General features: G+C 71.2%; 20 protein-coding genes. 2 read left to right on the top strand and 18 right to left on the bottom strand.

Features of this window, described 5'->3' with window-relative positions:
• Positions 1-6: 6 nt before the first annotated feature.
• From QRX60_RS34700 to QRX60_RS34630, 15 genes are all read right to left on the bottom strand, one after another.
• Positions 7-519, bottom strand: a complete 513-nt coding sequence (locus QRX60_RS34700) for a phage baseplate assembly protein V (protein WP_285995657.1) — start codon at positions 517-519, stop codon at positions 7-9.
• 8 nt (positions 520-527) lie between these two features.
• Positions 528-1,658: a hypothetical protein gene (locus QRX60_RS34695; RefSeq protein WP_285995656.1), complete on the bottom strand. Its 1,131-nt coding sequence runs from the start codon at positions 1,656-1,658 to the stop codon at positions 528-530.
• On the bottom strand, positions 1,658-1,987 hold the full coding sequence (locus QRX60_RS34690) for a LysM domain-containing protein (RefSeq protein WP_285995655.1): 330 nt from the start codon (positions 1,985-1,987) through the stop codon (positions 1,658-1,660). The genes QRX60_RS34695 and QRX60_RS34690 overlap by 1 nt, the downstream gene beginning before the upstream one ends.
• Positions 1,988-1,997: 10 nt before the next feature.
• On the bottom strand, positions 1,998-2,588 hold the full coding sequence (locus QRX60_RS34685; protein ID WP_285995654.1) for a hypothetical protein: 591 nt from the start codon (positions 2,586-2,588) through the stop codon (positions 1,998-2,000).
• A gap of 78 nt (positions 2,589-2,666) precedes the next feature.
• Complete coding sequence (locus QRX60_RS34680) at positions 2,667-3,131, bottom strand: hypothetical protein (RefSeq protein WP_285995653.1); 465 nt, start codon at positions 3,129-3,131, stop codon at positions 2,667-2,669.
• Between the two features lie 13 nt (positions 3,132-3,144).
• A complete protein-coding gene (locus tag QRX60_RS34675; protein ID WP_285995652.1) occupies positions 3,145-8,817 on the bottom strand; it encodes an eCIS core domain-containing protein in 5,673 nt (1,890 codons plus the stop codon).
• Between the two features lie 20 nt (positions 8,818-8,837).
• On the bottom strand, positions 8,838-9,098 hold the full coding sequence (locus QRX60_RS34670; protein ID WP_285995651.1) for a hypothetical protein: 261 nt from the start codon (positions 9,096-9,098) through the stop codon (positions 8,838-8,840).
• Positions 9,089-10,942: an ATP-binding protein gene (locus QRX60_RS34665; protein WP_285995650.1), complete on the bottom strand. Its 1,854-nt coding sequence runs from the start codon at positions 10,940-10,942 to the stop codon at positions 9,089-9,091. Before QRX60_RS34665 ends, QRX60_RS34670 begins: the two co-directional genes overlap by 10 nt.
• Positions 10,943-12,172 carry a DUF4255 domain-containing protein gene (locus tag QRX60_RS34660; RefSeq protein WP_285995649.1) on the bottom strand — a complete coding sequence of 410 codons (1,230 nt, stop codon included), beginning with the start codon at positions 12,170-12,172 and terminating at the stop codon, positions 10,943-10,945.
• Positions 12,169-12,816 (bottom strand): hypothetical protein, encoded by a 648-nt coding sequence (locus QRX60_RS34655; RefSeq protein ID WP_285995648.1) that lies wholly within the window; start codon positions 12,814-12,816, stop codon positions 12,169-12,171. The genes QRX60_RS34660 and QRX60_RS34655 overlap by 4 nt, the downstream gene beginning before the upstream one ends.
• Positions 12,809-13,519, bottom strand: coding sequence for a T4 family baseplate hub assembly chaperone (locus QRX60_RS34650; protein WP_286003763.1), 711 nt, complete (start codon positions 13,517-13,519; stop codon positions 12,809-12,811). Before QRX60_RS34650 ends, QRX60_RS34655 begins: the two co-directional genes overlap by 8 nt.
• A gap of 5 nt (positions 13,520-13,524) precedes the next feature.
• Complete coding sequence (locus QRX60_RS34645) at positions 13,525-14,037, bottom strand: phage tail protein (protein WP_285995647.1); 513 nt, start codon at positions 14,035-14,037, stop codon at positions 13,525-13,527.
• Between the two features lie 12 nt (positions 14,038-14,049).
• Positions 14,050-15,840, bottom strand: a complete 1,791-nt coding sequence (locus QRX60_RS34640) for a phage tail sheath C-terminal domain-containing protein (protein ID WP_285995646.1) — start codon at positions 15,838-15,840, stop codon at positions 14,050-14,052.
• A 183-nt stretch (positions 15,841-16,023) separates the two neighbouring features.
• Positions 16,024-16,227 carry a hypothetical protein gene (locus QRX60_RS34635; RefSeq protein ID WP_285995645.1) on the bottom strand — a complete coding sequence of 68 codons (204 nt, stop codon included), beginning with the start codon at positions 16,225-16,227 and terminating at the stop codon, positions 16,024-16,026.
• 67 nt (positions 16,228-16,294) lie between these two features.
• Positions 16,295-17,059, bottom strand: a complete 765-nt coding sequence (locus QRX60_RS34630; RefSeq protein WP_285995644.1) for an AfsR/SARP family transcriptional regulator — start codon at positions 17,057-17,059, stop codon at positions 16,295-16,297.
• Positions 17,060-17,318: 259 nt separating this feature from the next.
• Here QRX60_RS34630 and QRX60_RS34625 point away from each other — a divergent pair, with 259 nt between their 5' ends.
• Together QRX60_RS34625 and cpt are read left to right on the top strand one after the other, a co-directional pair.
• Positions 17,319-17,834, top strand: coding sequence for an STAS domain-containing protein (locus QRX60_RS34625; protein ID WP_285995643.1), 516 nt, complete (start codon positions 17,319-17,321; stop codon positions 17,832-17,834).
• A 4-nt stretch (positions 17,835-17,838) separates the two neighbouring features.
• The gene (cpt, locus tag QRX60_RS34620) at positions 17,839-18,360 is read left to right on the top strand and encodes a chloramphenicol phosphotransferase CPT (RefSeq protein WP_285995642.1); all 522 of its coding nucleotides are present in this window, start codon (positions 17,839-17,841) and stop codon (positions 18,358-18,360) included.
• Between the two features lies 1 nt (position 18,361).
• Here the strand turns inward: cpt and QRX60_RS34615 are convergent, their stop codons facing one another.
• The 3 genes from QRX60_RS34615 to QRX60_RS34605 all read right to left on the bottom strand — a co-directional run bounded on the left by QRX60_RS34615 (position 18,362) and on the right by QRX60_RS34605 (position 21,503).
• Complete coding sequence (locus QRX60_RS34615; protein ID WP_332845872.1) at positions 18,362-19,657, bottom strand: MFS transporter; 1,296 nt, start codon at positions 19,655-19,657, stop codon at positions 18,362-18,364.
• A 77-nt stretch (positions 19,658-19,734) separates the two neighbouring features.
• Positions 19,735-20,241, bottom strand: coding sequence for a flavodoxin domain-containing protein (locus tag QRX60_RS34610; protein WP_285995640.1), 507 nt, complete (start codon positions 20,239-20,241; stop codon positions 19,735-19,737).
• 110 nt (positions 20,242-20,351) lie between these two features.
• Entirely contained in the window at positions 20,352-21,503 is a 1,152-nt protein-coding gene (locus QRX60_RS34605; RefSeq protein ID WP_285995639.1) for a nitric oxide synthase oxygenase, read from the bottom strand.
• Positions 21,504-21,899: the final 396 nt, after the last annotated feature.

The raw sequence follows: 21,899 nt of genomic DNA, 5'->3' as shown, positions 1-21,899 counted from the left end.
GCTCCTTCAGGTCACCGCGAGGGCTTGTTTGTTGATCGACACGGTCGGACCGGACAGCTCGATGGACGCGCCCTTGCCGTTGTCGATGGTGATGCCCAGGTCGCTGATCACGATGGACGCGCCGGTCATGGTCTTCAGCGTGATCCCGGGGCCGCCGGGCAGGTCGGACATCACGAGGGTGTGACCGCCCGGGGTCTGCACCACGATGCTGGGCTGGGCCGGGTTCCCCAGCAGCGCGTCCGACGGCAGCTCAGCCTGCGAGCCGTACCAGCAGCCGACCCAGATCGGGTAGCTGAGGTCGCCCTGTTCGAACTCCACCCACACGCCCGCGCCGACCGGCGGGATCACGTAGGCGCCCATCTGCGGGCCGGCCACCGGGAAGCAGGGCATGGCCCAGCTCGACGGCGTCTCGCCCAGCACGTCCGGGACCCGGACCTGGATGCGCCCCTGGCGCATCGGGTCCACGTTGGTCACCACGGTCCCCCGGTACTTGCCGAGGTAGTGGCCGGCCTCCGGCATCCGTCCTCCTACGGGATCACGTTCGGCAGCAGGGAGATCAGGCCCTCGCGGGCCAGCGTGAAGTTCTGCGTGTACGAACCTGGCTTGAGGTTGTGGGTGACGCTCTTGACGAAGTACAGGCCGTCGTAGGTGATGCCCGCGCCGCGCACGCCGACCAGTTCCCGCGGCCGCAGCACGTGGCCGTGGCGGACGACGTCGAGCTGGCCGGAGCCGCTGACCGCGTCCGAGGTCTCGACCGCCTTGGCGATGCTCTCGGCCAGCGCCGTCGGCGCGTCCTTCTTGGCCGTGTCGTCGATGACGGTCTTCTTCAGCGCCGGGGCCGGCCGCAGCGCCAGCGGCGGGCGCAGCACGCTCACCTCGGGCACCGGCAGCAGCACGTCGGTCTTGGTGACCGGGATCTGGATGCGCACGCTCGGCTGTTCCCGGGCCGAGCCGTCGAAGCCGAACGTCATCTGGTCCACCGTGGACAGGTGGTCCATGTTGACGTTGATCGCCGGCTGCGGCACGCCCAGCCGGACCTCCGGGCCCCAGTACGCCTTGCTGACGCCCGGCGCCGGGCCCGGGTCCAGGTAGAAGGTGTAGCCGTTGGCCTTGGCCAGCGCGTTCAGGTAGGCCAGATCGGTGCCCTTCTGGAAGTCGATGCGCTCGGTCGGCATCGGCGTCTGCGGGATCAGTTCCGGGATGACCAACGGCACGATGCCGTACTGGGCGTACTTGGCGATGATCGCCGCGCACCGGGCCGCCGGGCCCATCGCCGGAAACGGCACGCCGGTGTTCTCCACCAGGTCCATCAGCACCGTCAGGTCCTCGCCGGTGACCGTGAGCGTGGACTGCCCCGGCGCGCCGGAGATGCCGACCTCCTGGCGGGTGATCACCCCGTCCATCAGCACGTGCGGCGTGCCCGCCACCGTCGCCATCAGCACCACCCGCACCTGCGGGTCGAACGCGCCGGCCGGCAGCAGCGCCTGCTGGATGATCCCGTTCTTGGTCAGGTCGAACGCCAGCTGGAACCCGCTGCGCTGGCCGGCCGTCACCGTCACCTGGGCCGACAGCAGGGCGTCCGTCACCGGCTGCGGGGTGGGCGCGACGATCTGCCTGCCCATCAGCAGCGTCAGGTGGATCGGTCCGATGTCCGCCATCAGCCGGCCGTTCCCGGCACGCCTTCCGGCAACGTGATCCGCAGCGTCCGGCCGGGGGTGTCGGTCAGCTCGCGGGGGTCCAGCACCGGGTTGGCGTCGGCGATCCGCCACCACTGCTCGGCGTCCCCGAACTGCCGGAACGCCAGCACGTCCGCCCGGTCCCCGGCCCGGACCTCGTACACCGCGATCGTCACGAAGCTGTCCGGCGACGGCAGCAGCCTCGGCCGCAGATGGGGGATTCCGTTGTGCTCCAGCTGATCCGACGCGAAGTACCGGCTCGTCCTCGGGTACTTCGACGGCGCCGGGATGGCGTCCAGCGGACTGGTCATCTTTCCTCCCCTAGATTCCCGCGATGCCGAGCGCCTGGATCCGGCCCGCCGCCGCCCCGCCGGCGAGCTGCTCCTTCTGCGCCAGGTGGGCCAGGTACAGGTCCGCGCCCCGGTGACCGGTCGGCAGGTCGCTGGACGACAGCACCCGCAGGCCCACGCTGACCGTCGCCATGATCGGGTTCAGCGCCACGTCGAAGCCCGTTTCGGTGATCGAAAGCTCCGTCAGCCGCACCGGCAGCACCCGCTTGCTGCCCCAGACGAACAGCGTCAGCGGCGCCTCCACCGGCGAGATCTCCAAGGTGCCGAGGGCGGCCAGCTGCTGGTTGCCCCGGATCCGCGCGGCCGGCGGGTTGATCAGCGACTCCAACGCTGCCAACTGCGGGTGAATCCCGTTCGGGGCCGACACTTCGAACTGGTCCGTGGCGTCGATGTCGGCCTCGAACTTGATGGTCTCCACCGCCGGCCCGGTCAGCCGCAGCGCCTCGGTCCGGTCCCCCTGCTGCTCGTCCCCCGCTGCTTTGGGTGCCAGGCTGCGCTGCAGCGTGTCCGGGTTGAACTGCATCACGATCACCCGCTGCGGCGTGCCCCGCACCGGGTCCACGATCACCAGACCTGATCGGATGGGCTTGGGAATGTCGGTGAAACCAATAGTCACAGTCCACTACCTCACTGACTCGGGTCATCGCTCGACGAGAGGTTTGAGGTTCTGGTCGTATACACCGTCGTCAGTGACGACAATCCCGTCCAGGTGCCGCGCAAGAAAAGCCTCCATCAGGTCAAGAAATTCCCAAGTGTCATCTTCGAACGTTTCCGGGAAGATTTCTATACCGAATACGCTGCGCACAGCCTGAAGGTGTTTACCGACTCCGGTCGGAGCATCGTCTCCCAGCTCTTCGAGAGTTTCATCCACCAATGTCGAGACAGCATCCCGGTCAACATCCCATTTGACAGTAACAGGTCGACCAATCTCGGGAATCGTGATCACAACAGCACTCCAACGAACAGAGGGATCAACATCCCCGTCGTCGCTGAACGAAAACGCCAACTCTTCATCCCCGTACCAAAACTCCGAAACTTGGTTGACAAATTCCTCTTGCGACAAGCCGGCCACCTTACGGCAAAAAATATTCACAAACTGCGACATCGAATTCTCCGCCTCATGAGCCCTTGAACTTCTTGAGGTCAACTTTATCACCTTTCCTGTAGGTGATACGCCGCACCCCGTCCGTCTTGTCGACAAAAGTTATCGTCTCGCCATGCCCAAGAGCATCGATCTCCTTTTGCAGCTTCCCACGTTCCCGCGCTTCGGGAATTCCTTTGTTAAGCATCTTCCCGACTTCGAAGTAATCGTTTCCTCCCTCCGGCTTGGGTCGGATCCCATCCGGGAAATGGCCTCCGAGATTGACGTTCTCTACTTCCCTGACACCCTCTTCCTTGGTGAGACGGTCCTTCATCGCAGCTTGCTCCGCACCACCGCGACGACCAGGCCTGCCGCCCTTCGCCGCGACGTCGTAGTGCGTGGACTTCCATTCTTCGAACGGAAGAACCTCTTCCTCCTTACGTCCCTGCTTGTACCGCGCCTGCCGATACCGCTCGTATCGCCAAGTGTCGCCGCCAGGCTCGCCGAGCTTCGGCTTCTTACCCACGGGCCCCACCGGCGGCCAGCCACTGCCGGCCGAAGGCTTTTGCTCCGGCTCACCAGGCCTCGTCGACAGCCGCGGAATTTTCCCTTTCTCGTCTCCGGTGTCCTCATCTTTCTCATCGGCTCGCGCCGGCGTTTTCTTCTCGGGCTCGGACTCGGTCGGAGCCTTCCGCTTGCCTTTCGAAGTCGGCTCACCCTCCGCTTGCTTCTTCTCAGTGGAACGAGGCCGAACCTCTCCTTCGCCGGATTGCTCAGGACTCGCACTCGGCGGCCGTGGCGTGACAGGCAACTTGTCGCGATCGATCTCCTGGCCGGACGAGGCGTCCTTGACACCGTCGGTGACGTTCTCGTCCGGATTCAGTCTGGCGACAACCTTGAACCTCAAACTTCCCACCAGGTCGATCGCCGTGAGTCGGTACCAACCGCGAAGTCCCCTGAGCACGGCCCGGAAGACACTCGCCCAGATCCCCTTCCGCAGCAGGAGGTCGACTTTTGGCTTGATCCGCACGACGGCCTTGGCCAACCGTTCCTCGGCGGTGGGCGGCTTCTCCGGGGGGCGCTTCTTGTTGCGCCAGTCGGAGACCTTCTGCTTGAGCTTCTGGTACCCCTTCTTGATCTTGTTGCCGACATTGATCAGCGCCTTGCCGAGCTTGGTCCTGGCCAGCTTGCCGCCCAGCGCCTTCAAGCCGCCCTTGACCTTGTTCCAGCCCTTCTTGACACCACCGAGGACCTTGCCGACGCCGCGGCGGACCAGGCCGCCGGCCTTGGACGCCCCCTTCTTGAGGAAGGCGAGACCGGCCTTGCCGGCCTTCTTTGCGCCGTTGAAGGCCTTGCCGGCGAACTGGCGGACCTTGCGCGCGCCGCGGGCCAGGCCCTTCATGATCTTGTCGGCGATGCCCTTGAGCTTGCCGGCCACGCCCTTGGCGGCGGAGGCGAGCTTGCTGATCAGGAAGTTCGTGATGAAGTCGAGCAGGGCGACGGCGCCGGCGGCGACGGTCTCGGCGAACAGGCAGGCGGCGGTGACGCCGCCGGTCTTGATCGCCTTGAGGAAGGAGAGCAGCTTGCTGAGGGCGCCGAGGATCTTGCTGATGGAGCCCCAGGCGGCCATGATCGTCTGGATCATCGCGAGGATCGCGCCCGCGCCGGGGATCAGGGCGGCGACGACCTTCTCCAGCACCAGCTGGATGATCATCATGGGCAGGGCCTTGATCACGGCCTGCCAGACCATCGACACGATCTGGCCCATCTTCAAGCAGCCCTTGACCAGCACGTTGAAGATGATCTTGCCGAGGCCGACGATCTGCTCGACCTTGTCGTTGAACCACTTCTTGATCGCCGCGACCATGACGTCGGGCAATTTGCCGACGCCGTCGCGGATCGCCGTGCCCAGGTTGCGCAGCCAGCCGCCCGGGTTCCGCGCGATGTCCTTGATGATGCCCGCGAGCTCGCCGAGCACCGCGATCGCCTGCTGCACGAACGCGATGGCCCCGTTGACGGCGTCGCGGACGAACTTCACGGCGGCCAGCAGGCCCTTCTGAAGGACGTCGAGCAGCTTGGACAGCGCCGCGCCGAGGAGGTCGAGGAACTTGTTGACGGCCTTCTTCAGGCCGTCGGCGAACTGGTTGACCTTGGCGATGGCGGCGTCGCGCAGGTTCTCGATGGCCTTGCGGAACTTGTCCCGCAGCCCGGGAAACGCCGCCAGCAGCGTGTCGCCGAGTGCGATCAGCGCGGTGGCCAGCTTGGCGATCAGGCCGACGACGGCCTTGCGGGCGAAGTCGATGGCGTCGTTGACGAACTTCTTGAAGCCGTCGATGACGTTCTGGATGGCCTTGCGGGCGGCGTTGAAGATATCGGTGATGGCCGAGACGATGGCGTCGAAGGCCTGCTTGATCTTCGAGGCGACCCAGCTGAAGAAGCCGCCGTCGTCGTTCTTCTTCTCGTCCTTCTTCTTGCGCGCGTCCGCCTCGGCCTTGGCCCGCTTGTCGTCGATGTCCTTGTCGTCGGTTTCCTTGCGCCCCTGGATGTCCTTGTTGGTGTCGGTGTGCTGGACGTCGATCTGCTTGCCGGTGTCGCCGTGCTGGTCGGCCGCCTGCGTGTTCGAGTCGGTGACGGCCTTGTCCTGGGCGTCGCGCCATTCCGCGCGCTGGGCCTTGGCCTGCGCGGACGCGTCCTGGCGCTGCGCGGACTGCTGCTGACTGCTCTCCTTGATGGCGTCGTCGATCCGGGTCTGGTTCTGCTGGTGCTCCTGGACGGCCTGGTCGTCATGGGACTTCCGCTCGGTGGTCAGCTGGCCGGCGCCCTGGCCGAACGCGGCCTGGATCTGCGGACCGCGTTCCTGCTGCGCGACGGCCGAGACCGCGACCTTGTCCACGCCGCCGGCCGCGGGCCCGGCGGCGCCGGCCTGGGCCGCGGGCTGCGGGCCGGCGGCCGGTGCGCCGCCACCGCCGGCCGGCACCTTGCCCCGCAACGTCTCCGGCGGCACGTTCGGGTAGACGTGGTCCTCGCCGAGCGGCTGCGCGGCGTCCCGGCGGCCGACGTCGGCCACCTTCCCGGTGGTGTCGCTGAGGTTCTTGGCCTGCTGGTCGGCCAGGGCCGGGTCGGTCTCGCCCTTGAGCTCGAACGTCGGGGCGCTGCCGACAGTGGCCTTGTCCAGCGCCGGGTCGGTGGTCCGGATGTCGTCGACGGCCCGTTCGAGGTTGGCGCTCTCCTCGGGGCTGAGCTTGCCCTGCGCGTCGCCCGCGACGGTCGGCGCGGCGGCGTTGGCGGTCGCCGGCGGCGCGCCGTTGACGTTCTTGTCCTCGGGCCGCTGCTGCTTGCCCTTCTCGTCCGGCTTGGCCTCCTCGACCCGGGGGATCTCGGCGGCCACCGGCGCCGCCTCGGGCGGCGGCCCGCTCATCGTCCGCGGCGCGCCGGACGGCCGGTCCGCGGTGGGCGGCGCGGCCTGGAGCTCGGTGCGGTCCTTGCCGACCGACGTGGTGACCGACGAGTCGACCTGGCCGAGCGAGTCGACCATGTCGGCCGGCTGCCGGGTGCTGACCGAGGCGAGCGCCGCCTGCGGCTCCTGCGCGGACACGTCGGGCGCGGCCGGTTGCGGGGGCTCCTCGGCACCGGGTCCCGCTGCCCCGCCGCCACCGCCGCCGCCACAGGCGCCGCCCTGTTCGGGCGCGGGCGCCGGCTCGGGCGCTCCGGCGCAGCCACCGCCACCGGCCTCCAGGGAACCGTCCTGGCCCGGCGCCCCGGCCAGCTGGTCCTGCGGGGCCGTGCCCGGGGCCTCCTGGCCCGGCGTTTCGGTGCCGGCCGGCTCAGCACCCGGCGTGGTCGCACTGGCTCCCGCGAGGCCAGGGCCGGGGGCACCCGGGCCGGGCGTGTCGACCGTGGTGACCTCAGCCGGTTCCTCGCCGACCGGCTCCTGCTCCTCCGCCGGCGCCATCCGCTGGGCCGGGATCCGGGCCGCAGCCGCCGGGGTCGGCTCGACGGGCTCACGGTCGACGGCGTTCTCGTCGACCTGGCCGGCGGCGGGCTGGATCTCGGCCGGCTCCCGGTGTTCCTGCTCCTGCTCGGCCCGGTACTCCTGGGTGCGGGCCTTAGCCTCCTCGGCGGGCTTCTGCTCCGGCTCGGGCGGGGTCGGGAACGACGGGGGTGCCGGCGGGGGCGGCGGCGAACCGTCGGCAGGCAGCGTGAGCTTGTCCGCGGTCGGCACGTTCCCGACGTCCAGGTCCGCCTTCGGCAGGCCGTCGTCGGGCTGTGCCTCCTGCGCCGCCGGTTGCCGCTCCTCCGGCACCTCCGGCTCCTCGGCGACCTCGGCGGTGGGGGCGGCGTCCAGCCCGATCGGTTCCTCGCCCGGCTCGGGCTCGTCCTTCGGCTTCTGCCCGGGGCGTTCCAGGACGCCGTGCTTCACCAGCGGACTTTCGGGCCCTTGCACGGCCTTGTCGACGGCGCTGTCGTCCCCCATCGTCGGCGCCGCGCCGGCAGCCGCACCCGCACCGCCCGGCCCGGAGGCCGCAGCACCGGCGCCGCCGGCCGGTGGCGCCGGCACGGCCTGTCCCTGCCCGGCCTGGAGCGCCTGCTGCTCGCCCTGCTTGGCGGCCTCGCCCTTCTTCTCCGCGTCCTGCTTCTGCTTGTCCTGCTCGCCCTTGTCCTTGTCGTCCTTGTCCCGCTGCCGGTCCTTGTCCTTCTTCTCGTCGCCGTCCTTGGCGTCCTTGGCCTTCTGGTCCTCGTCCTTCTTCTTCGCGTCCTTGTCGGCCGAGGCGTCGGTGTCCTGCTTGTGCTTTTCCTGGCTGTACTTGTCCTGCTGGGCCTTGCGCTCGTCCTCGGACCGGCGCTCGTCCGCCTGGTCGGCGTTCTGCTTGTCCTGGTCGACTTTCTCCTCGGGCTGCTTCGCGTCCTTCGCCGTCTGCTCGTCGTACTGCCGGCCGGGATCGGTCACCGGCTGCGGGTCGGCGACGGAGGCGGGCTGGTCGGCCGGGGCGACCTCGGGCGCGACGTCGGAGTTCTCGTCCGTGCCGATCAGGTCGACCAGCTGCTGGTACTCGGCCGAGGGCAGCCGCACCTTCAAGGTCTCCAGCACGGTTTCCTGGAGTTCGGGCATGAGCCGGCCCAGTTGCAGGCGCACCCGCCCGGAGGTGTCGGCGGGGTCGCCGCGCAGGCTGCGCAGCACTCCGGCGACGACCCGGTCCACGATGGCGGCCGGGTCGAGCCGTTCGGACCGCTGCTGGTCGGCGCTGACCCGCGTGTACCGGAGCAGGGACGCCCGTTGCTGCTCCCGCCGCTCGACGACGCCGTCCCGCCAACCCCGGGCCGTCTCCTCGGCCTCGACCTCGACCGGCTCACCGGGTTGGCTGAGCACGCCCTCGGTCCGGCCCAGTCGCAGCGGCCCGGGCGCGGTCGGCACCTGCACGGTGTGCAGGAGCTCGTGGGCCAGCAGCAGCCGGCCCTGCGCGGTCTCGGGGTGGAACGCGCCCTCGGCGAAGAACACCTCCTGGCCGACGGTGACGGCGTCCGCGCCGATGAGCTCGGCCAGCGCGGCCGCGTCCCGGTCGGCGTGGATGCGGACGCGGCTGAAGTCGTGCCCCAGCCGGGCTTCCAGGTCCCGGCGCAGGCCGACGTCCAGCGGCTGCCCGGCCCCGGACACGATGTCCTTCAGCTCGGGCCGCTTGCGCGCCGGCGGCCGCTTGACGGGCTTCTTCACCGAAGCCGGGAGTGGTGCCTTCACCGGGCACCGTCCAAGGTCGCGTACACGGTCCGGGCGAGTTCCTCACCCAGCCGGCGCGAAGAGGGTGGCGCCGCGACGGAAGCCACCGCGGAGTCGAGGGACCGGGACGCCGCGAAGCCGACCGGACCGGTGAGCAGCCGCGTCAGCTCACGCCGGAACGCCGCCGCGACGACGTCACGGCGGATCTCCGGCGGGAAGCCGTCGAGCACCAGGTCGCCGATCTCGACGACGATCCGGCGCGGCTCGCTCACACCCACCCGGCCACCTCCCCGGCGGTCAGGGAGCGCTCCAGCTTCAGGTACTCCGTGCGGGACGCCGCGAGCAGGTGGCTCATGCCCAGCGATGTCCCTTCGTCGGCGGCGAGGAACGCGGCCGAGAGGGCGATATTGCGGATGCTGCCGCCGGCGACGGTCAGCTGCGCGAGCCGGTCGACGTCGAGCGCGTCCACCGGCGTCGCGGCCGGGATCACCCGCCGCCAGATCCGGGCCCGTTCGGCCGCGGCCGGGAACGGGAAGTCGACGACGAACCGGATCCGGCGCAGGAAGGCGGTGTCGATGGCCTTCTTCATGTTGGTGGTGAGCACGGCGAGCCCGCGGTAGGCCTCCATCCGCATCAGCAGGTAGCTGACCTCGAGGTTGGCGTACCGGTCGTGGCTGTCGCGGACCTCGCTGCGCTTGCCGAACAGCGCGTCGGCCTCGTCGAACAGCAGCACCGAGCCGCCGCGCTCGGCCGCGTCGAACACCCGCCGGAGGTTCTTCTCGGTCTCGCCGATGTACTTGCTGACCACCTGGGACAGGTCGATGACGAACAGGTCCAGCCCGAGCCGCCCGGCGACGACCTCGGCGGCGAGGGTCTTGCCGGTGCCGCTGCCCCCGGCGAACAGGGCCGTGACGCCGAGGCCGCGCCGCAGCACCGACTCGAACCCCCAGTCCTGGTACACGGTCCCGCGTCGCCGGACGTGCGCGACGATCTCGCCGAGGATCGCCTGCTGCCGCGCGGGCAGGACGAGGTCGTCCGGCGTGGCCCGCGGTTCGATGCGCTGCCCGAGCTCCTCCAAGGCCGTCCGCGCCGCCGAGCGGCCGGCGTGCCAGGCCAGCTCGGCCGGGTCCGCGCCCTCGGCCGTGCCGCGCCGGACCGTCTCCCCCGCCTGCCGGATGACGTGCGCGGGCAACGAGAACTGCGCCACGAGGTCCTTGAGCCTGCCGTCGGCCAGCGTCGCGACGCCGTTGAGCGCGCTCGACCACAGCTCGCGCTGCTCGCCCCGGGTCGGCGTAGTCACGGTCAGCCGCGGCCGGCCGCTCGGCGGCGGCTCGTCGGCGCTGACCGCCACCGGCACGGCCAGTGCGTCCACAAAGGACTCGACGCGGTGGTCGCCGGACACCTCGACCACGAGCGCCGCGGGCAGCAGGACGGCCTCCCGCTCCCAGAGCCGGCCCAGCGCGTCCCGCTCGGCCGGTTCGGCCGGGATGTCCGCGCTGTCCATCGCGTACAGCGCGAGACCGGCCCCGTCCGCGGCGACGGCGGCGGTCTCCCACCGCGTCGGCCGGTCGCCACCGGCCAGGTCGACGGCGTGCTCGCGCCACCGCGCCGCCAGCCGGTCGGCGACGGCGGTCTGGGACGCGGGCAGGCCGGCCGGGCTCGGCACCCGCCGCGCGAGCCCACGCAGCCGGTGGTCCAGCCCGGGCGCCCCGGCCAGGAAGTGCAGGATCCGCTCGTCGATCCGCAGCCGGGCGGACGTCAGCGAGCCGTCGTTCTCGACGTCGACCAGCCGCCAGCGCCGCAGCGGGCCGTCCGGGGTCAGCGCGCTCCAGTGCGGATCGCGCAACGCCGCCAGGGCCAGCGAGAACGTCGGGAACGGCCGGCCGCTCGCCGCCGCGCACCGGGCGGGCGTGCCCGGGTCGAGCTCCATGGCGGCGGTGAGCACGAGGACGTCCCGCTCGAACCGCGTCAGCGCGAAGCAGGCCCGCACGGTCTCGAGCGCGGTGCCGCGGTCGGCAGTGTCGTCGAGGTCCGCCGGGGCGCGGCCGGCGGCGTGCGCGTCGAGCCGGGCGAGCACCTCGGCCACGGCCGGGCCCAGCGCGCAGGTGTCCGAAGTGTTCACTCAGGCCCCCACGTGCGCCGACGGGGTCCGCAGGTCGTCGGCGGTGCGGCTGCGCACGCCGTCGACCTGGACCCGCACCAGGTAGTCCGCGGGGAGCACGCCGGTGGTCGCGACGACGACCTGCCGCTCGTCCGGGCGCGGGCCGAGCGGCACCGGCGCCGGGAACCGGTAGCTGGCGGCTTTCCGGTCCGCCGGCGGGTCGAGCTCGTCCAGCAGCAGCACGACCCGCTGGTCGTCGCGCACCGGCAGGTCGAGCCCGGCCGTGACCACGCCGTCGGCCACCGCGACGTCGAGCACGGAGGGCTGGCGGAGCACCGGGACGGTGTTGGACTCGAACGCGCGGCGGGTGCTCCCGTCCGGGAAGGTCACGTCCTGCACGACCGCGACGGGGTGGATGCCCGGCGGCAGCTCGCGGTCCGGCGGGTCCTCGGGGAACCGGAACACGACGGTGTCTTCGCGCACCTCCGAGGGGGTCACCAGCAGATCGCCGAGTTCGACGGTCACGCCGTCGCCGCCGAGCTGGTCGCCCTTGAGCACGACGTCGAAGCCGCGCGGGACCGGCCCTTCCTGAGGCGGTGTGGTGCTCCCGCCCGGGCGCGACAGCACCCGGTCGAGCACCGGCCGGCCGCCGGCGACGGCCCGGACGTTGCGCCGCAACACCGGTTTCCCGGCGGCCGGGACGCCGTCGCCGTCCAGGAGCACGAGCGTTCCGGCATACAGCACGGAAAGCGCGTACGGGACCTGGATCAGCATGGTCCAGAGCTTGTAGAGGTCGTCGACGTCGAGCTTGGTCGGCGTGAGCCGGACCCGCTGCGGGGACGCCGCGAGGTCGCCGCCGAGCAACGCCGGTGACGCGGCCGCCGCTTCGAGGTCCTCGGTGAGCAGTGCCGCGTCGGTGTGCAGGTGGCGCACCACCGAGCCGAGCAGCTTCTGCGGCTGCAGCTCGGTGTCGTGGCCGTAGAAGCTGATCAGGTAGTGCAGGTCGATCGCCGCCTGGGGCCGGGTGAGCAGCGTGCCGTCGGCGCTGCGCGTCGGGGCGTCGAGGTTGCGCGCGGACGCGTTCGGCACGACCTCGTAGAGGAACACGGTGATCGTGGGTTCCGCGGGCGGCTCGGTGAACGGCTTCTGCGCCAGCACCTGCACCGCGAACGGCACGTCGGCCTGGACCCGGCGGGCCAGGAACAGCCGCAGGGCCTCGGTCGCCTGGGCGACGGCGAGGTAGTTGCTCACGAGCCCTCCCTGGCCAGGTAGTCCGCGAGGGGGACGGCGGGAGCGGCCCGCCGCCCGGCCGGGCGGCGCGCCGCGGCGGGCGACGGCGCGGCCCCGGCCGCCTTGACCTCCAGGCGGCCGATGCTGACGTGCACCACGCGGTCCGGTTCGCGCCGGGAACGCCGCGGCGCCGCCGGGAGCCGCTCGGGCTGGGCGACGACGGCGACCGCCTCGGCCATCCGCGCGACCGCTCCGGGCGTGCCCGGTGTGCCGGGTGTCCCGTCGGCGCCCGGCGGACCCGGGTCCCCCGGCGGTCCGGACGGGACGGCCGGGACCAGCGACGGCGCCGGAGCGGCCTCGATCCGCTCCAGCACCTCCCGCACCGAAGAGTCCACTGTGGTCAGTGAGCGCTCGACGGTCGTGGTGTGGCGCACCTCGTGGTCCAGGCGCACGGTTTCGCTGTGGTGCCGCTGGATCTCCGGCGGCTCCGGCGGCCGGTCCGGCGCCACCCGAGGTGCGGCCGGCACCGATGGCACGGCGTCGGCCGGCTCCGGCTCGGGCGCCACCGGCCGCTCGTACGGGTGCGGCAGCCGGGGCTGGACCCGCGGCAGCGGCCCGGGCCGCCCGGCCGAGCGCGCCACCAGCCGCGCGAAGAAGTCAGCCATGGCCGCACAACTCCAGGTACCGGCGCCGGCGGGCCGGGCTCAGCGCCAGCACGTCGGGCTCGCGCCAGCCGTAGCTCGTGGCCAGCAGGTGGACCTCCAGCAGCGTGGCGTGCGCCCACGCGTCCAGCTCCGCCCACAGGAAGCTCGCGATGTCCAGCTCGGCGCCGGTGGCGGCGCCGCAATCCGGGCAGCCGACGTCGAACCGGACGTCGGCGCGCGGGTCCGCTTCGGCCACCGCCTCGCCCGCCCGTGCCACGACGGCGTCGGGCAGCTCGTCCACCGCGGCCGGTTCGCCGGCCCGGCCGGCCTCGACGACGCACCGCGCCAGCAGCCCGCGCGCGGTGGTCCCGGCGTCGAGCAGGTCGCCGGTCGTCGGCAGCCGCAGCACCACCGTCCACTCCCCTTCGGTCACCGCCACCGGCTCCCCGGGCGGCCGCGCGAGCGCGGCCACCGCCGTGGCGTCGAACGCGAACTCCAGCTCCGCCCCGCAGCCCGGACAGGCCAGGCGGACCGGCATCGCCGCGCCGAAGAGCGCGGCCCGCAGCCCGAACAGGGCCGCGTCCCGCTCCCCGACGGCGGTGGCGAGCAGGGCGTCGGCCGCCAGGCCCGGCCGCGCGGCCGCGTGCAGGAGCACCGCGCGGCGCACCGGGCCGGCCGCCAGCCCCGACTCCCACACCGCGAGCAGCGCGGCGGCGCCGGGCACGGCCGTCAAAAGCTCGGCTCTTCCGGCTCGGGCGTGTCGGCGTCGACCTCCCAGCCCTCGCTCTCCAGCTTGAGACTCTGGATCGCCACCGCGTTGGCGTTGGCGTCCAGCTCGCCGACGATCTGGTACTCGCTCGGCCAGGCCCGGTAGACCTTGTACGCCTTGGCCACCTGCCCGGCCTCGTTGAGCAGCTGGATGACGATGTCCTTGCGAAAGTCGCGCAGGGACGACTCCGCGCCCTTGCCGCCGTTGACCAGGAACACCTTGTTGGCCCACCGGTCGAACTCCGGGTCGTGGGTGACACCGCGCTCGAGGGTGATCGCGTCGAACTCGGTGCGCCCGGCGGACTTGCGCACCGAGCTCGAGTCGCCGCCGCTGCGGTGCTTGACGACCTCGGTGGTCCGCTTCATCGGGCTGATCTTGCTCACCCCGGCGACCACCTTGCCGTCCCACAGCACGAGGAACTTGAAGTTCTTGTACGGGTCGAAACGCTGTGCGTTCACGGAGAACTGCGCCATCGCGGAAATCCCCTAGACGTCGATCTGGCCGGTGATCTGCTCGATCTGGATGACGACGAACTCCGCCGGCTTGAGCGGCGCGAACCCGACGACGATGTTGACCACGCCCCGGTTGACGTCGTCCTGGGTGGTGGTCGTCTTGTCGCACTTGACGAAGTACGCCGCGCGCGCGGAGGTGCCCTGGAAGGCGCCCTGCAGGAACAGCGTGTGCAGGAACGCGCCGACGTTGAGCCGGATCTGGCCCCACAGCGGCTCGTCGTTGGGTTCGAACACGACCCACTTCGTGCCGCGGTAGAGGCTCTCCTCCAGGAACAGCGCCAGCCGCCGGACCGGCACGTACTTCCACTGCGACGGCGTCGCGTCGGCGCCGGCGAGGGTGCGGGCGCCCCACACCACCGGCCCGATCACCGGGAAGCTGCGCAGCGCGTTCAGGCCCAGCGGGTTGATCAGGCCGTTCTCGGGATCGGTCAGCGGCACGGTGAGCGCCCGGACCCCGGTCAGCCCGGCCTCGGTCCCCGCCGGCGCCTTCCAGACACCGCGCGCGGTGTCGGTGGCCGCGTAGATCCCGGCGATGGCTCCCGACGGCGGGAACTCCCGCAGCTGCCCGGTCAGCGGGTCGGTCTGCCGGATGTGCGGGAAGTACAGGGCCGCGTGGTCGTTGCGCACCGAGTCGAACGCGCCGAGCCCGGCGCGTGCGGCGTCCAGGCTGGTCCAGGAAGCGGGCGTGTCGGCGATGAAGAACGCCCGGCGGTCCTCGCACAGACGGTTCGCCTGGGCCATCACCGTCACCGGGTCGCCGAGCGTCGCCAGCTCCGGGATCACCAGCAGGTTGAGGTCCGGGACGTCGGCCAGCGCGTACAGTCCGCTCTTGTCGGCCGCGCTGCCGACGAAGTCGCCTTCCTGCGGCGGGGTGCCGTCCGCGCCGCCGCTCAGCGGCGTCGACGCGGGTGCCGAGTGGTCCTGCAGCTTCAGCGTGCTGGCGGCGGGACCGATCAGGGTGATCTCCGAGTCCGGGGAGCCGGGCAGGATGTGCAGCCGGTCGCCGACCACGGTGACCCGCGCGGCGGCGAAACCCGGGTCGCCCGGGTCGGCGGTGCGGAGCTTGCGCTCCAGCAGCACGGCCAGCTCGGCCAGGCTCTTCGGCTTCTGAGCCGCGTCGTCGTACAGCCTGATCGTCTTCTTGTTTTCGCCGCCCCCGGTCGCGGTCACGGTGGCCTCGAAGTCCTTGCCCGTCACGTCCGGCGGTTCCCCGGTGATCGCGCCGGACACCGTGCCGGACGGGTCCGGCTCCGCGGGTTCGGCGGCGACCTGCACGCGGACCACGGCCGACGTCGCGTTCACCGCCTGCTCGATCGTGTCGAGGGTGACCCCGCGGTAGGTCTCGCGGATCCGCCCGCCGGTGTCGAACACCCGCAGGTCGAACGTGCCTTCGGCGACCGCGGGGTCGACCGCCACGCGCAGGGAGTCACCGGCCGTGCCGGGCTCGGTCGCGGTGACGGTGAACGAGTCCCCGAAGTCCGCGGTCGCGCCGCCGGCACCGGGCGCGAGCCGGACGACGACGGCGATCGAGCCGCCGTTGAGGAAGAACTGCTGGACGCTGTAGCTGAGCGGGCTGGCCTGCGACAGCCCGCCGAACCGCCGTTCGAAGTCCGCGAAGCTGGTCAACGTGACCGGGGTGTTCACCGGCCCGTGCTGCGTGTAGCCGACAAAAGCGGTCACCGAGGTCGAAACCCCCGTGATGGTGCGCACCGAGCTGGTCAGCTCCTCGATGTAGACACCCGGATAGGTGGGCGTGACGGGCATGGCACCTCCGTTGCCTCGAGCTTTTCCCAGTTTCGGCAGCCGCGCCGAGAATTGTCAACAACGTGCACACTGGGTTGATAAACTGTTTTCGCGCACGCCGCAGAACGCTCATCCGGAAATGAGCAACAACCGGACTCCCCGTATTGTTCGGCAGATTTCCGACCGGAAAGTCTGCCCGAAAGTTCACCCCTTTTCCGCCTCGCCCTCGAGCCAGCTCCGCAGAAGCGTGACCAGGGCCGCCCAGTCGCCGAACCGGCCACGTGCCCGCCCGCTCGCGTCGACCACCTCGCCGTGGGACAGCGCGCCGTCCCCGTCCAGCACCAAGCGCAGGACCACCACCGTGTGGTGCCGCCGCGCCAAGCTGTCACCGTCTTCCGCGGTCGCCACCACCGAGTCCTACCGGGCCCGGCTCACGTGACACCCAGAACGCACTGAGGTTTCGCTGAGGTTCCGCTCAGACCGACCCGGGCGAGGTGCGGACCTGGTCGAACAGCGCGACGGTCAGCAGCTCCGGCCGGACGCCGAACTCGGCCTGCAGCATCTGCTCGCAGGTCCGGTACTGGCGGAACGCCTGCGCGCGCCGGCCCGACCGGACGTGGCAGCGCATGACGAGGCGGTGCGCGTCCTCCCGGCAGGGATCGTGGCGCAGCAGGCGAAGCGCGTACCGCAGCGCCGCCGGGTAGTCGGCCGCGGTGAAGTACTGGTCGGCCACCTGGCCCAGCAGCGACAGGTACAGCGCGCGCAGCCGCTCGCGCTCGACCAGCGCGTGCACGCCGTCGGCCTCGCACAGGTCACCCTGGTACACCGTGATCGCGCCGAGTGCGTGTTCCAGCGCCGAAGCGGTGTCACCGCTGTGGAATCCGCGCTCGGCGCGGTCGGAGAGCGCGTCGAACTGCCCGATGTCCACCGAAACCCCGGCGTCGGTGTTGAGCCGGTAGCCGCCGTCGGCGTAGACGACCGGCGCCGCGCCGTCGAGCACGTCGCCGAACTGCTTGCGCGTGGCGTGCACGAGGCTGTTGAGCGCCTGGACGGCGTGTGAGGTGTCGGACTCCGGCCACATCGTTTCCAGCAGCCGCTCGCGGGACGCGCGATAGTGTTCCTGGAGCGCCAGTTCGCGCAGCAGGGCCTCCGTCTTCCCGCCCGGGCGCACCGCGACCGGAGCCCCCGCCTTCAGCACCCGGAACGTGCCGAGGAGGCAGATCGCCAGCCCTGGCGACACTCCCGCGATCATCGTGTTCCCGCCCCCTCCTGACGGATTCACGTGCGCGAACGAGCCACGCCTTCCCCGAGACGTGGCACCCCTGCACGTTACCACCACGGCAACCGGGCGAAAAGCAAAAACGGCGATGACCGGATTGGTCTCGATCGCCGCGAGGGGAATTGCGCGCCGATCATTTCTTCCCCGTTTCGGGACGCGGTTCGGGCCTGGCCGGCGAGGTCGTTGTTGCACCCGGGTCCCCGGGAGCGATGTACCCGGTATGACCTGGCCCGAGGACGACGCCCGCCACCGTGAGGTGGCGGCGGCGCTGCGTGCCTGGGCGCGGGAGATCGACTCGGTGCCCTACCCCGCCGGGCTGGACATCGAGGCGCTGATGGCCCGCCACTACGCGAGCCTGGGCGAAGACCCGGTGACGACGCTGGTGGTGACCGCGACCGCCGAGGTCAGCGTCCTGGCCGTGCGGGGCGAGCTCGACCTGCCCGGCAGCCTGCGGCTGAAGTCCCGGCTCACCGAGGAGATCGGCCTGGCGCCCCGCGTCCTGGTCCTGGACCTGACCGGCGCCGCCCACTGCTCCGCCCGGGGCATCGCCGTGCTCCTCGAAGCGACCGGGGACGCGCGCACGGCCGGCGTTCCGTTCGCGATCGCCGGCTGCGCCCCGGTGGTGCGCCGGGCGATCGACGCGCTGGCGCTGGCCGACGTGCTGCCGCTCCACGCCACGACGGCCGAGGCCGTCGAGTGGCTGGAACTCCTGGAGCGGTTGAAGACAGTACGCTGATTCGGTGCCGACCCGGGCGATCGTCCTCAACGGCGCCTCCAGCTGCGGGAAGACCACGCTCGCCCGCGCCCTGCAGGCGACCCTGCCCGATCCGTGGCTCACCTTCGGCGTCGACACCCTGCTCGCGGCGATGCCCGGGTCCGGCGCGGGCATCGACATCGCCGCCGACGGCGACGTCACCGTCGGCGACGCCTTCCGCGCGCTGGAGGCCACGTGGATCACGGGGATCGCCGCGATGGTCCGCGCGGGCGCCCGGATCATCGTGGACGAGGTCTTCCTCGGCGGCGCCGCGTCCCAGCGGCGGTGGCTCACCGCGTTCGACGGCCTCGACGTGCTCTGGGTCGGGGTCCGGTGCGCAACCACCGTGGCCGTGGCACGGGAGCTGGCGCGCGGCGACCGGATCATCGGGATGGCCGCGCACCAGGCGGACCTCGTGCACCGGGGCGTGCGGTACGACCTCGAAGTCGACACGACGCACGCCGAGCCGATGACGTGCGCGAAGGTCGTCGCCGCCCGGGTCCGATGACCTACCGGGAGGCGGCCGGTGCCGTCGCCACCGCCGACTCGCCGAACCGGATCCCCTTGGCCTCCTTGCCGATCGCCGTCAGGACGGCCACCGCGATCAGGCCGGGCACCACCGTCCACAAGAGAGCCGACGAGTACCCGTGGGACTCCGCGATCGCCTGCTGGATCGGGAGGTTCAGCGCCGCCAGCAGGTTGCCCAGCTGGTAGGTCACACCCGGGTAGAAGCCGCGGATCGCGTCCGGCGACATCTCCGTGAGGTGCGCGGGGATCACACCCCACGCGCCCTGCACCATGATCTGCATCAGGAACGAGCCCAGCGCCAGCATCCCGGCGCCGTGGTCGAACGCGAAGATCGGGATCACCGGCAGGCCGAGCACCGCGGCCGCCACGATGGTCCGGCGGCGGCCCAGGCGTTCCGACAGCGTGCCGAACGTCAGGCCGCCGATGATCGCGCCGACGTTGTAGAGCACCGCGATCCAGGTGCTCGTCGTCGCGCTGAGGCCGGCACCGCCGTCGCTGTGGGCCTTGAGGAAGCTCGGGTAGACGTCCTGAGTGCCGTGGCTCATCCAGTTGAACGCCGTCATCAGCAGGATCAGGTAGAAGAACCGGCGGATCACCTTCGGGTTCAGCAGGATGTCCTTGACCGACGTCCGCGTCACGCGCAGCTTCTCCTGCGCGGCCTCCCAGACCTCCGACTCGCGCACGCGCGCGCGGATCAGCAGGGTGATCAGCGCCGGGAAGATGCTCAGCACGAAGATCCACCGCCACTCGAGGCCGAGGGCCGAGTGGAACAGCAGGTACGCGAGCGCCGCGAGCAGGTACCCGATCGAATAGCCGACCTGCAGCAGGCCGGAGAAGAACCCCCGGCGCGCGACCGGGATCTTCTCCATCGCCAGCGCGGCGCCGAGGCCCCACTCACCGCCCATGCCAACGCCGTAGACGAAGCGCAGGACGAGCAGCACGGTGAAGTTCGGGGCGAACGCGCACAGCAGGCCGGCCACCGAGTACAGCAGGACGTCGGCGATCAGCGGGATCCGCCGGCCGGCCCGGTCGGCCCAGAGGCCGAACACCAGGGCGCCGACCGGGCGCATCACCAGGGTCGCCGTGGTGATGAACGCCAGCTGCGTCGCCGTCGCCCCGAACGACTTGTCCTTGGCGATGTCCGCCAGGACGAAGACGACGAGGAAGTAGTCGAACGAGTCCATGCTCCAGCCGAGCAGCGCCGCGAGGAACGCGTTGCGCTGATCGGATGTAAGCGCTTTCTTCCCTGGAGCCGGTGCTGCCTGCCGATCCGTCACGTTTGCCCCGTCCCGTCGGTTCTTCACCGGAAGAGCTCAGGGCTGGTCTAGCATCCACCACCAGGCGCGGGCAAGGGTCAGAGCGCCACGCGCGTGCGGACCCGGCGGCCGACGTCGCGGGCCCACGCCTTGATCCGGTCCCAGTCGCGGAAGTCGCCCGCGCGCTGCCCCGACGCCATCAGCCGCGGGATCAGGCCGCGCACGGTCGCCGGGTCCAGCCGGCCGCCGAAGGTGGCGGTGCGCTCCGCGTCGATGCGCGCGGCGAGCAGCGCCACGTTCGCCGGCAGGCTGACCTGGTGGGTGGCCGCGCCCGGGCCGCACGGTCCGCTGTGGAACAGCCACACCGGACGCTCGGCCAGCGCCCGGGCGTTGCGCTCCAGCAGCCGGACGGCTTCGGGCCGCCACCGGTGGTAGTACAGGGCACTGCCGACGACGACCGCGGCGTAGTGACCCACCGTCGCGACGTCGGCGGCGTCGCGCACGTCCACGCTCAGGCCGGCTTCGCCGAGCTCGGCGGCGATGACCTCGGCGATCTCCCGGGTTCCACCGTGGCGCCCGGCGTAGGCGACGAGGACTGCGGTCATGCGTCCCATTGTCGGCCTTGCCGGGCGGTACTGCGCCGTGGGCCGGTCACGATCCGCCATACGGGCGCTCCGACGTTGCTCTCCGTGGCTCCCGGCCCTCCCCGCATGACTCAGTCCGGTGAGAGGAACGCCGGTCGCTGCTCGGGGTCGGGCGGGTCGTAGTAGCGGTGGAAGACCGGGGTCTGGCCGCCGGACAGCGGCGGGACGATCCAGCTCCAGTCGGCCGGGCACCGGCGGCCGGACCGCTCCTCGCGGTCGAGGTGGGTCAGGAACCGCCGTGACTCGGTGTGGTGGTCGGCCATCGTCACGCCGGCCGCGTCGAACGAGTGCTGCACGGCGAGCGTCAGCTCGACCAGCGCCCGGTCGCGCCACAGCGTGCGTTCGGACGTGGTGTCCAGGCCCATCAGCTCGGCGATGACCGGCAGCAGGTCGTAACGCTGCTCGTCGGCCAGGTTCCGCGCGCCGATCTCGGAGCCGAGGTACCAGCCGTTGAACGGCGCGGCCGGGTAGGTGATGCCCCCGATCTCCAGAGGCATGTTGCTGATCGCCGGCACGGCGTGCCAGCGCAGCCCGAGCCCGGCGAACCACCGGTGGTCGGGATGGGTCAGCGGGACCTCCAGGACGGCGTCCGCGGGCAGCGTGAACAGCCGTTGATCGCCGGGTTCCGCCTCGATCAGCAGCGGGAGGACGTCGAACGAGCCTCTGCGCTCCGGTGGCCGCCACCCGAGTTCGCGCACCTGCTGGGTGAACTCCGCGTAGCGCGGGTCGCCGAGGACCGAACCGTCGTCGAGGCGGTACCCGGCGTACCGGATCAGCTGTTCGTTGTGGATGCGCGGACCGGGCCCGGCGGGCGAGTCCGGGGCGAACACCGTGATCGTGGGCCGGATCCGGCCGCCGCGGGTCGTCTGGCGGAGGTGGGCGACGCACTCGCCGGCGATCGCGGCGGGGTCGGTGACCCGGCGCCGGTCGCGGATCCGGAGACTGTTCCAGTACAACCGGCCGATGCAGCGGGCGGAGTTGCGCCACGCCGCGCGCGCACCGTAGGCCAGCTCGGCCGCGGTGTGCCGGTAGGTGCCCGTTTCGCTGATTTCCGCGCGCACCTCCGCCAGCCGGGTCTCGAACCGGTCGCCTTCTTCGGCGGCACCTTCGGCGAACATCCGGTCCAGGAACTCCTCCGCTTCCGCGGAATTGGCACCCTGCTCCTCCGAGACGCGCTGGTAGATCGGCAGCGAGGAATTCACCCGCTCGGGTGTAACCGTCATGACGTTACCCCACTCTCCGAAATCGCGATCTGCATCCCGACAGAAAAGTTCACCGTTCCTCCGATGGTCGCCGACAACGGGGCGGCCGGAAGTTGCTGTGGCAGCAGCACCTCCGGCCAGGCCGGGGAGAGTACCCCACGTTCTCGCGGACGCAATCCACCGGACGTGAACGACGCCCCGGTCCGTCCGGCAATTCTGCCTCCGCCAGGGAAAACACCGGAAAAATAGCTGCTACCAAGCGTTATCCGGACATGTCACAACGCATTTTCCGTCAATCGATCACTTTGGACGGTGAACTTTGTGATCCTTTCCCGTCGGAACGCCTGCGTCTTTTCGAGGGTATTCGTCGAACGGCCTTCTCCGGCGGTGGTCACCCGTGTATGAGCGGCACCGCGA

The organism is Amycolatopsis mongoliensis, from assembly GCF_030285665.1.
Taxonomy (GTDB): Bacteria; Actinomycetota; Actinomycetes; order Mycobacteriales; family Pseudonocardiaceae; genus Amycolatopsis; species Amycolatopsis mongoliensis.
Note: the sequence above shows the minus strand (reverse complement) of the source record. Positions and strands in the feature narration are given on the sequence as shown.

What these genes read in the sequence shown, in the direction of transcription:
- QRX60_RS34700 (WP_285995657.1), bottom strand. Translation starts at nt 519, where the DNA reads ATGCCGGAGGCCGGCCACTACCTCGGCAAGTACCGGGGGACCGTGGTG.
- QRX60_RS34695 (WP_285995656.1), bottom strand. Translation starts at nt 1,658, where the DNA reads ATGGCGGACATCGGACCGATCCACCTGACGCTGCTGATGGGCAGGCAG.
- QRX60_RS34690 (WP_285995655.1), bottom strand. Translation starts at nt 1,987, where the DNA reads ATGACCAGTCCGCTGGACGCCATCCCGGCGCCGTCGAAGTACCCGAGG.
- QRX60_RS34680 (WP_285995653.1), bottom strand. Translation starts at nt 3,131, where the DNA reads ATGTCGCAGTTTGTGAATATTTTTTGCCGTAAGGTGGCCGGCTTGTCG.
- QRX60_RS34655 (WP_285995648.1), bottom strand. Translation starts at nt 12,816, where the DNA reads ATGGCTGACTTCTTCGCGCGGCTGGTGGCGCGCTCGGCCGGGCGGCCC.
- QRX60_RS34645 (WP_285995647.1), bottom strand. Translation starts at nt 14,037, where the DNA reads ATGGCGCAGTTCTCCGTGAACGCACAGCGTTTCGACCCGTACAAGAAC.
- QRX60_RS34640 (WP_285995646.1), bottom strand. Translation starts at nt 15,840, where the DNA reads ATGCCCGTCACGCCCACCTATCCGGGTGTCTACATCGAGGAGCTGACC.
- QRX60_RS34625 (WP_285995643.1), top strand. Translation starts at nt 17,319, where the DNA reads ATGACCTGGCCCGAGGACGACGCCCGCCACCGTGAGGTGGCGGCGGCG.
- QRX60_RS34610 (WP_285995640.1), bottom strand. Translation starts at nt 20,241, where the DNA reads ATGACCGCAGTCCTCGTCGCCTACGCCGGGCGCCACGGTGGAACCCGG.
- QRX60_RS34605 (WP_285995639.1), bottom strand. Translation starts at nt 21,503, where the DNA reads ATGACGGTTACACCCGAGCGGGTGAATTCCTCGCTGCCGATCTACCAG.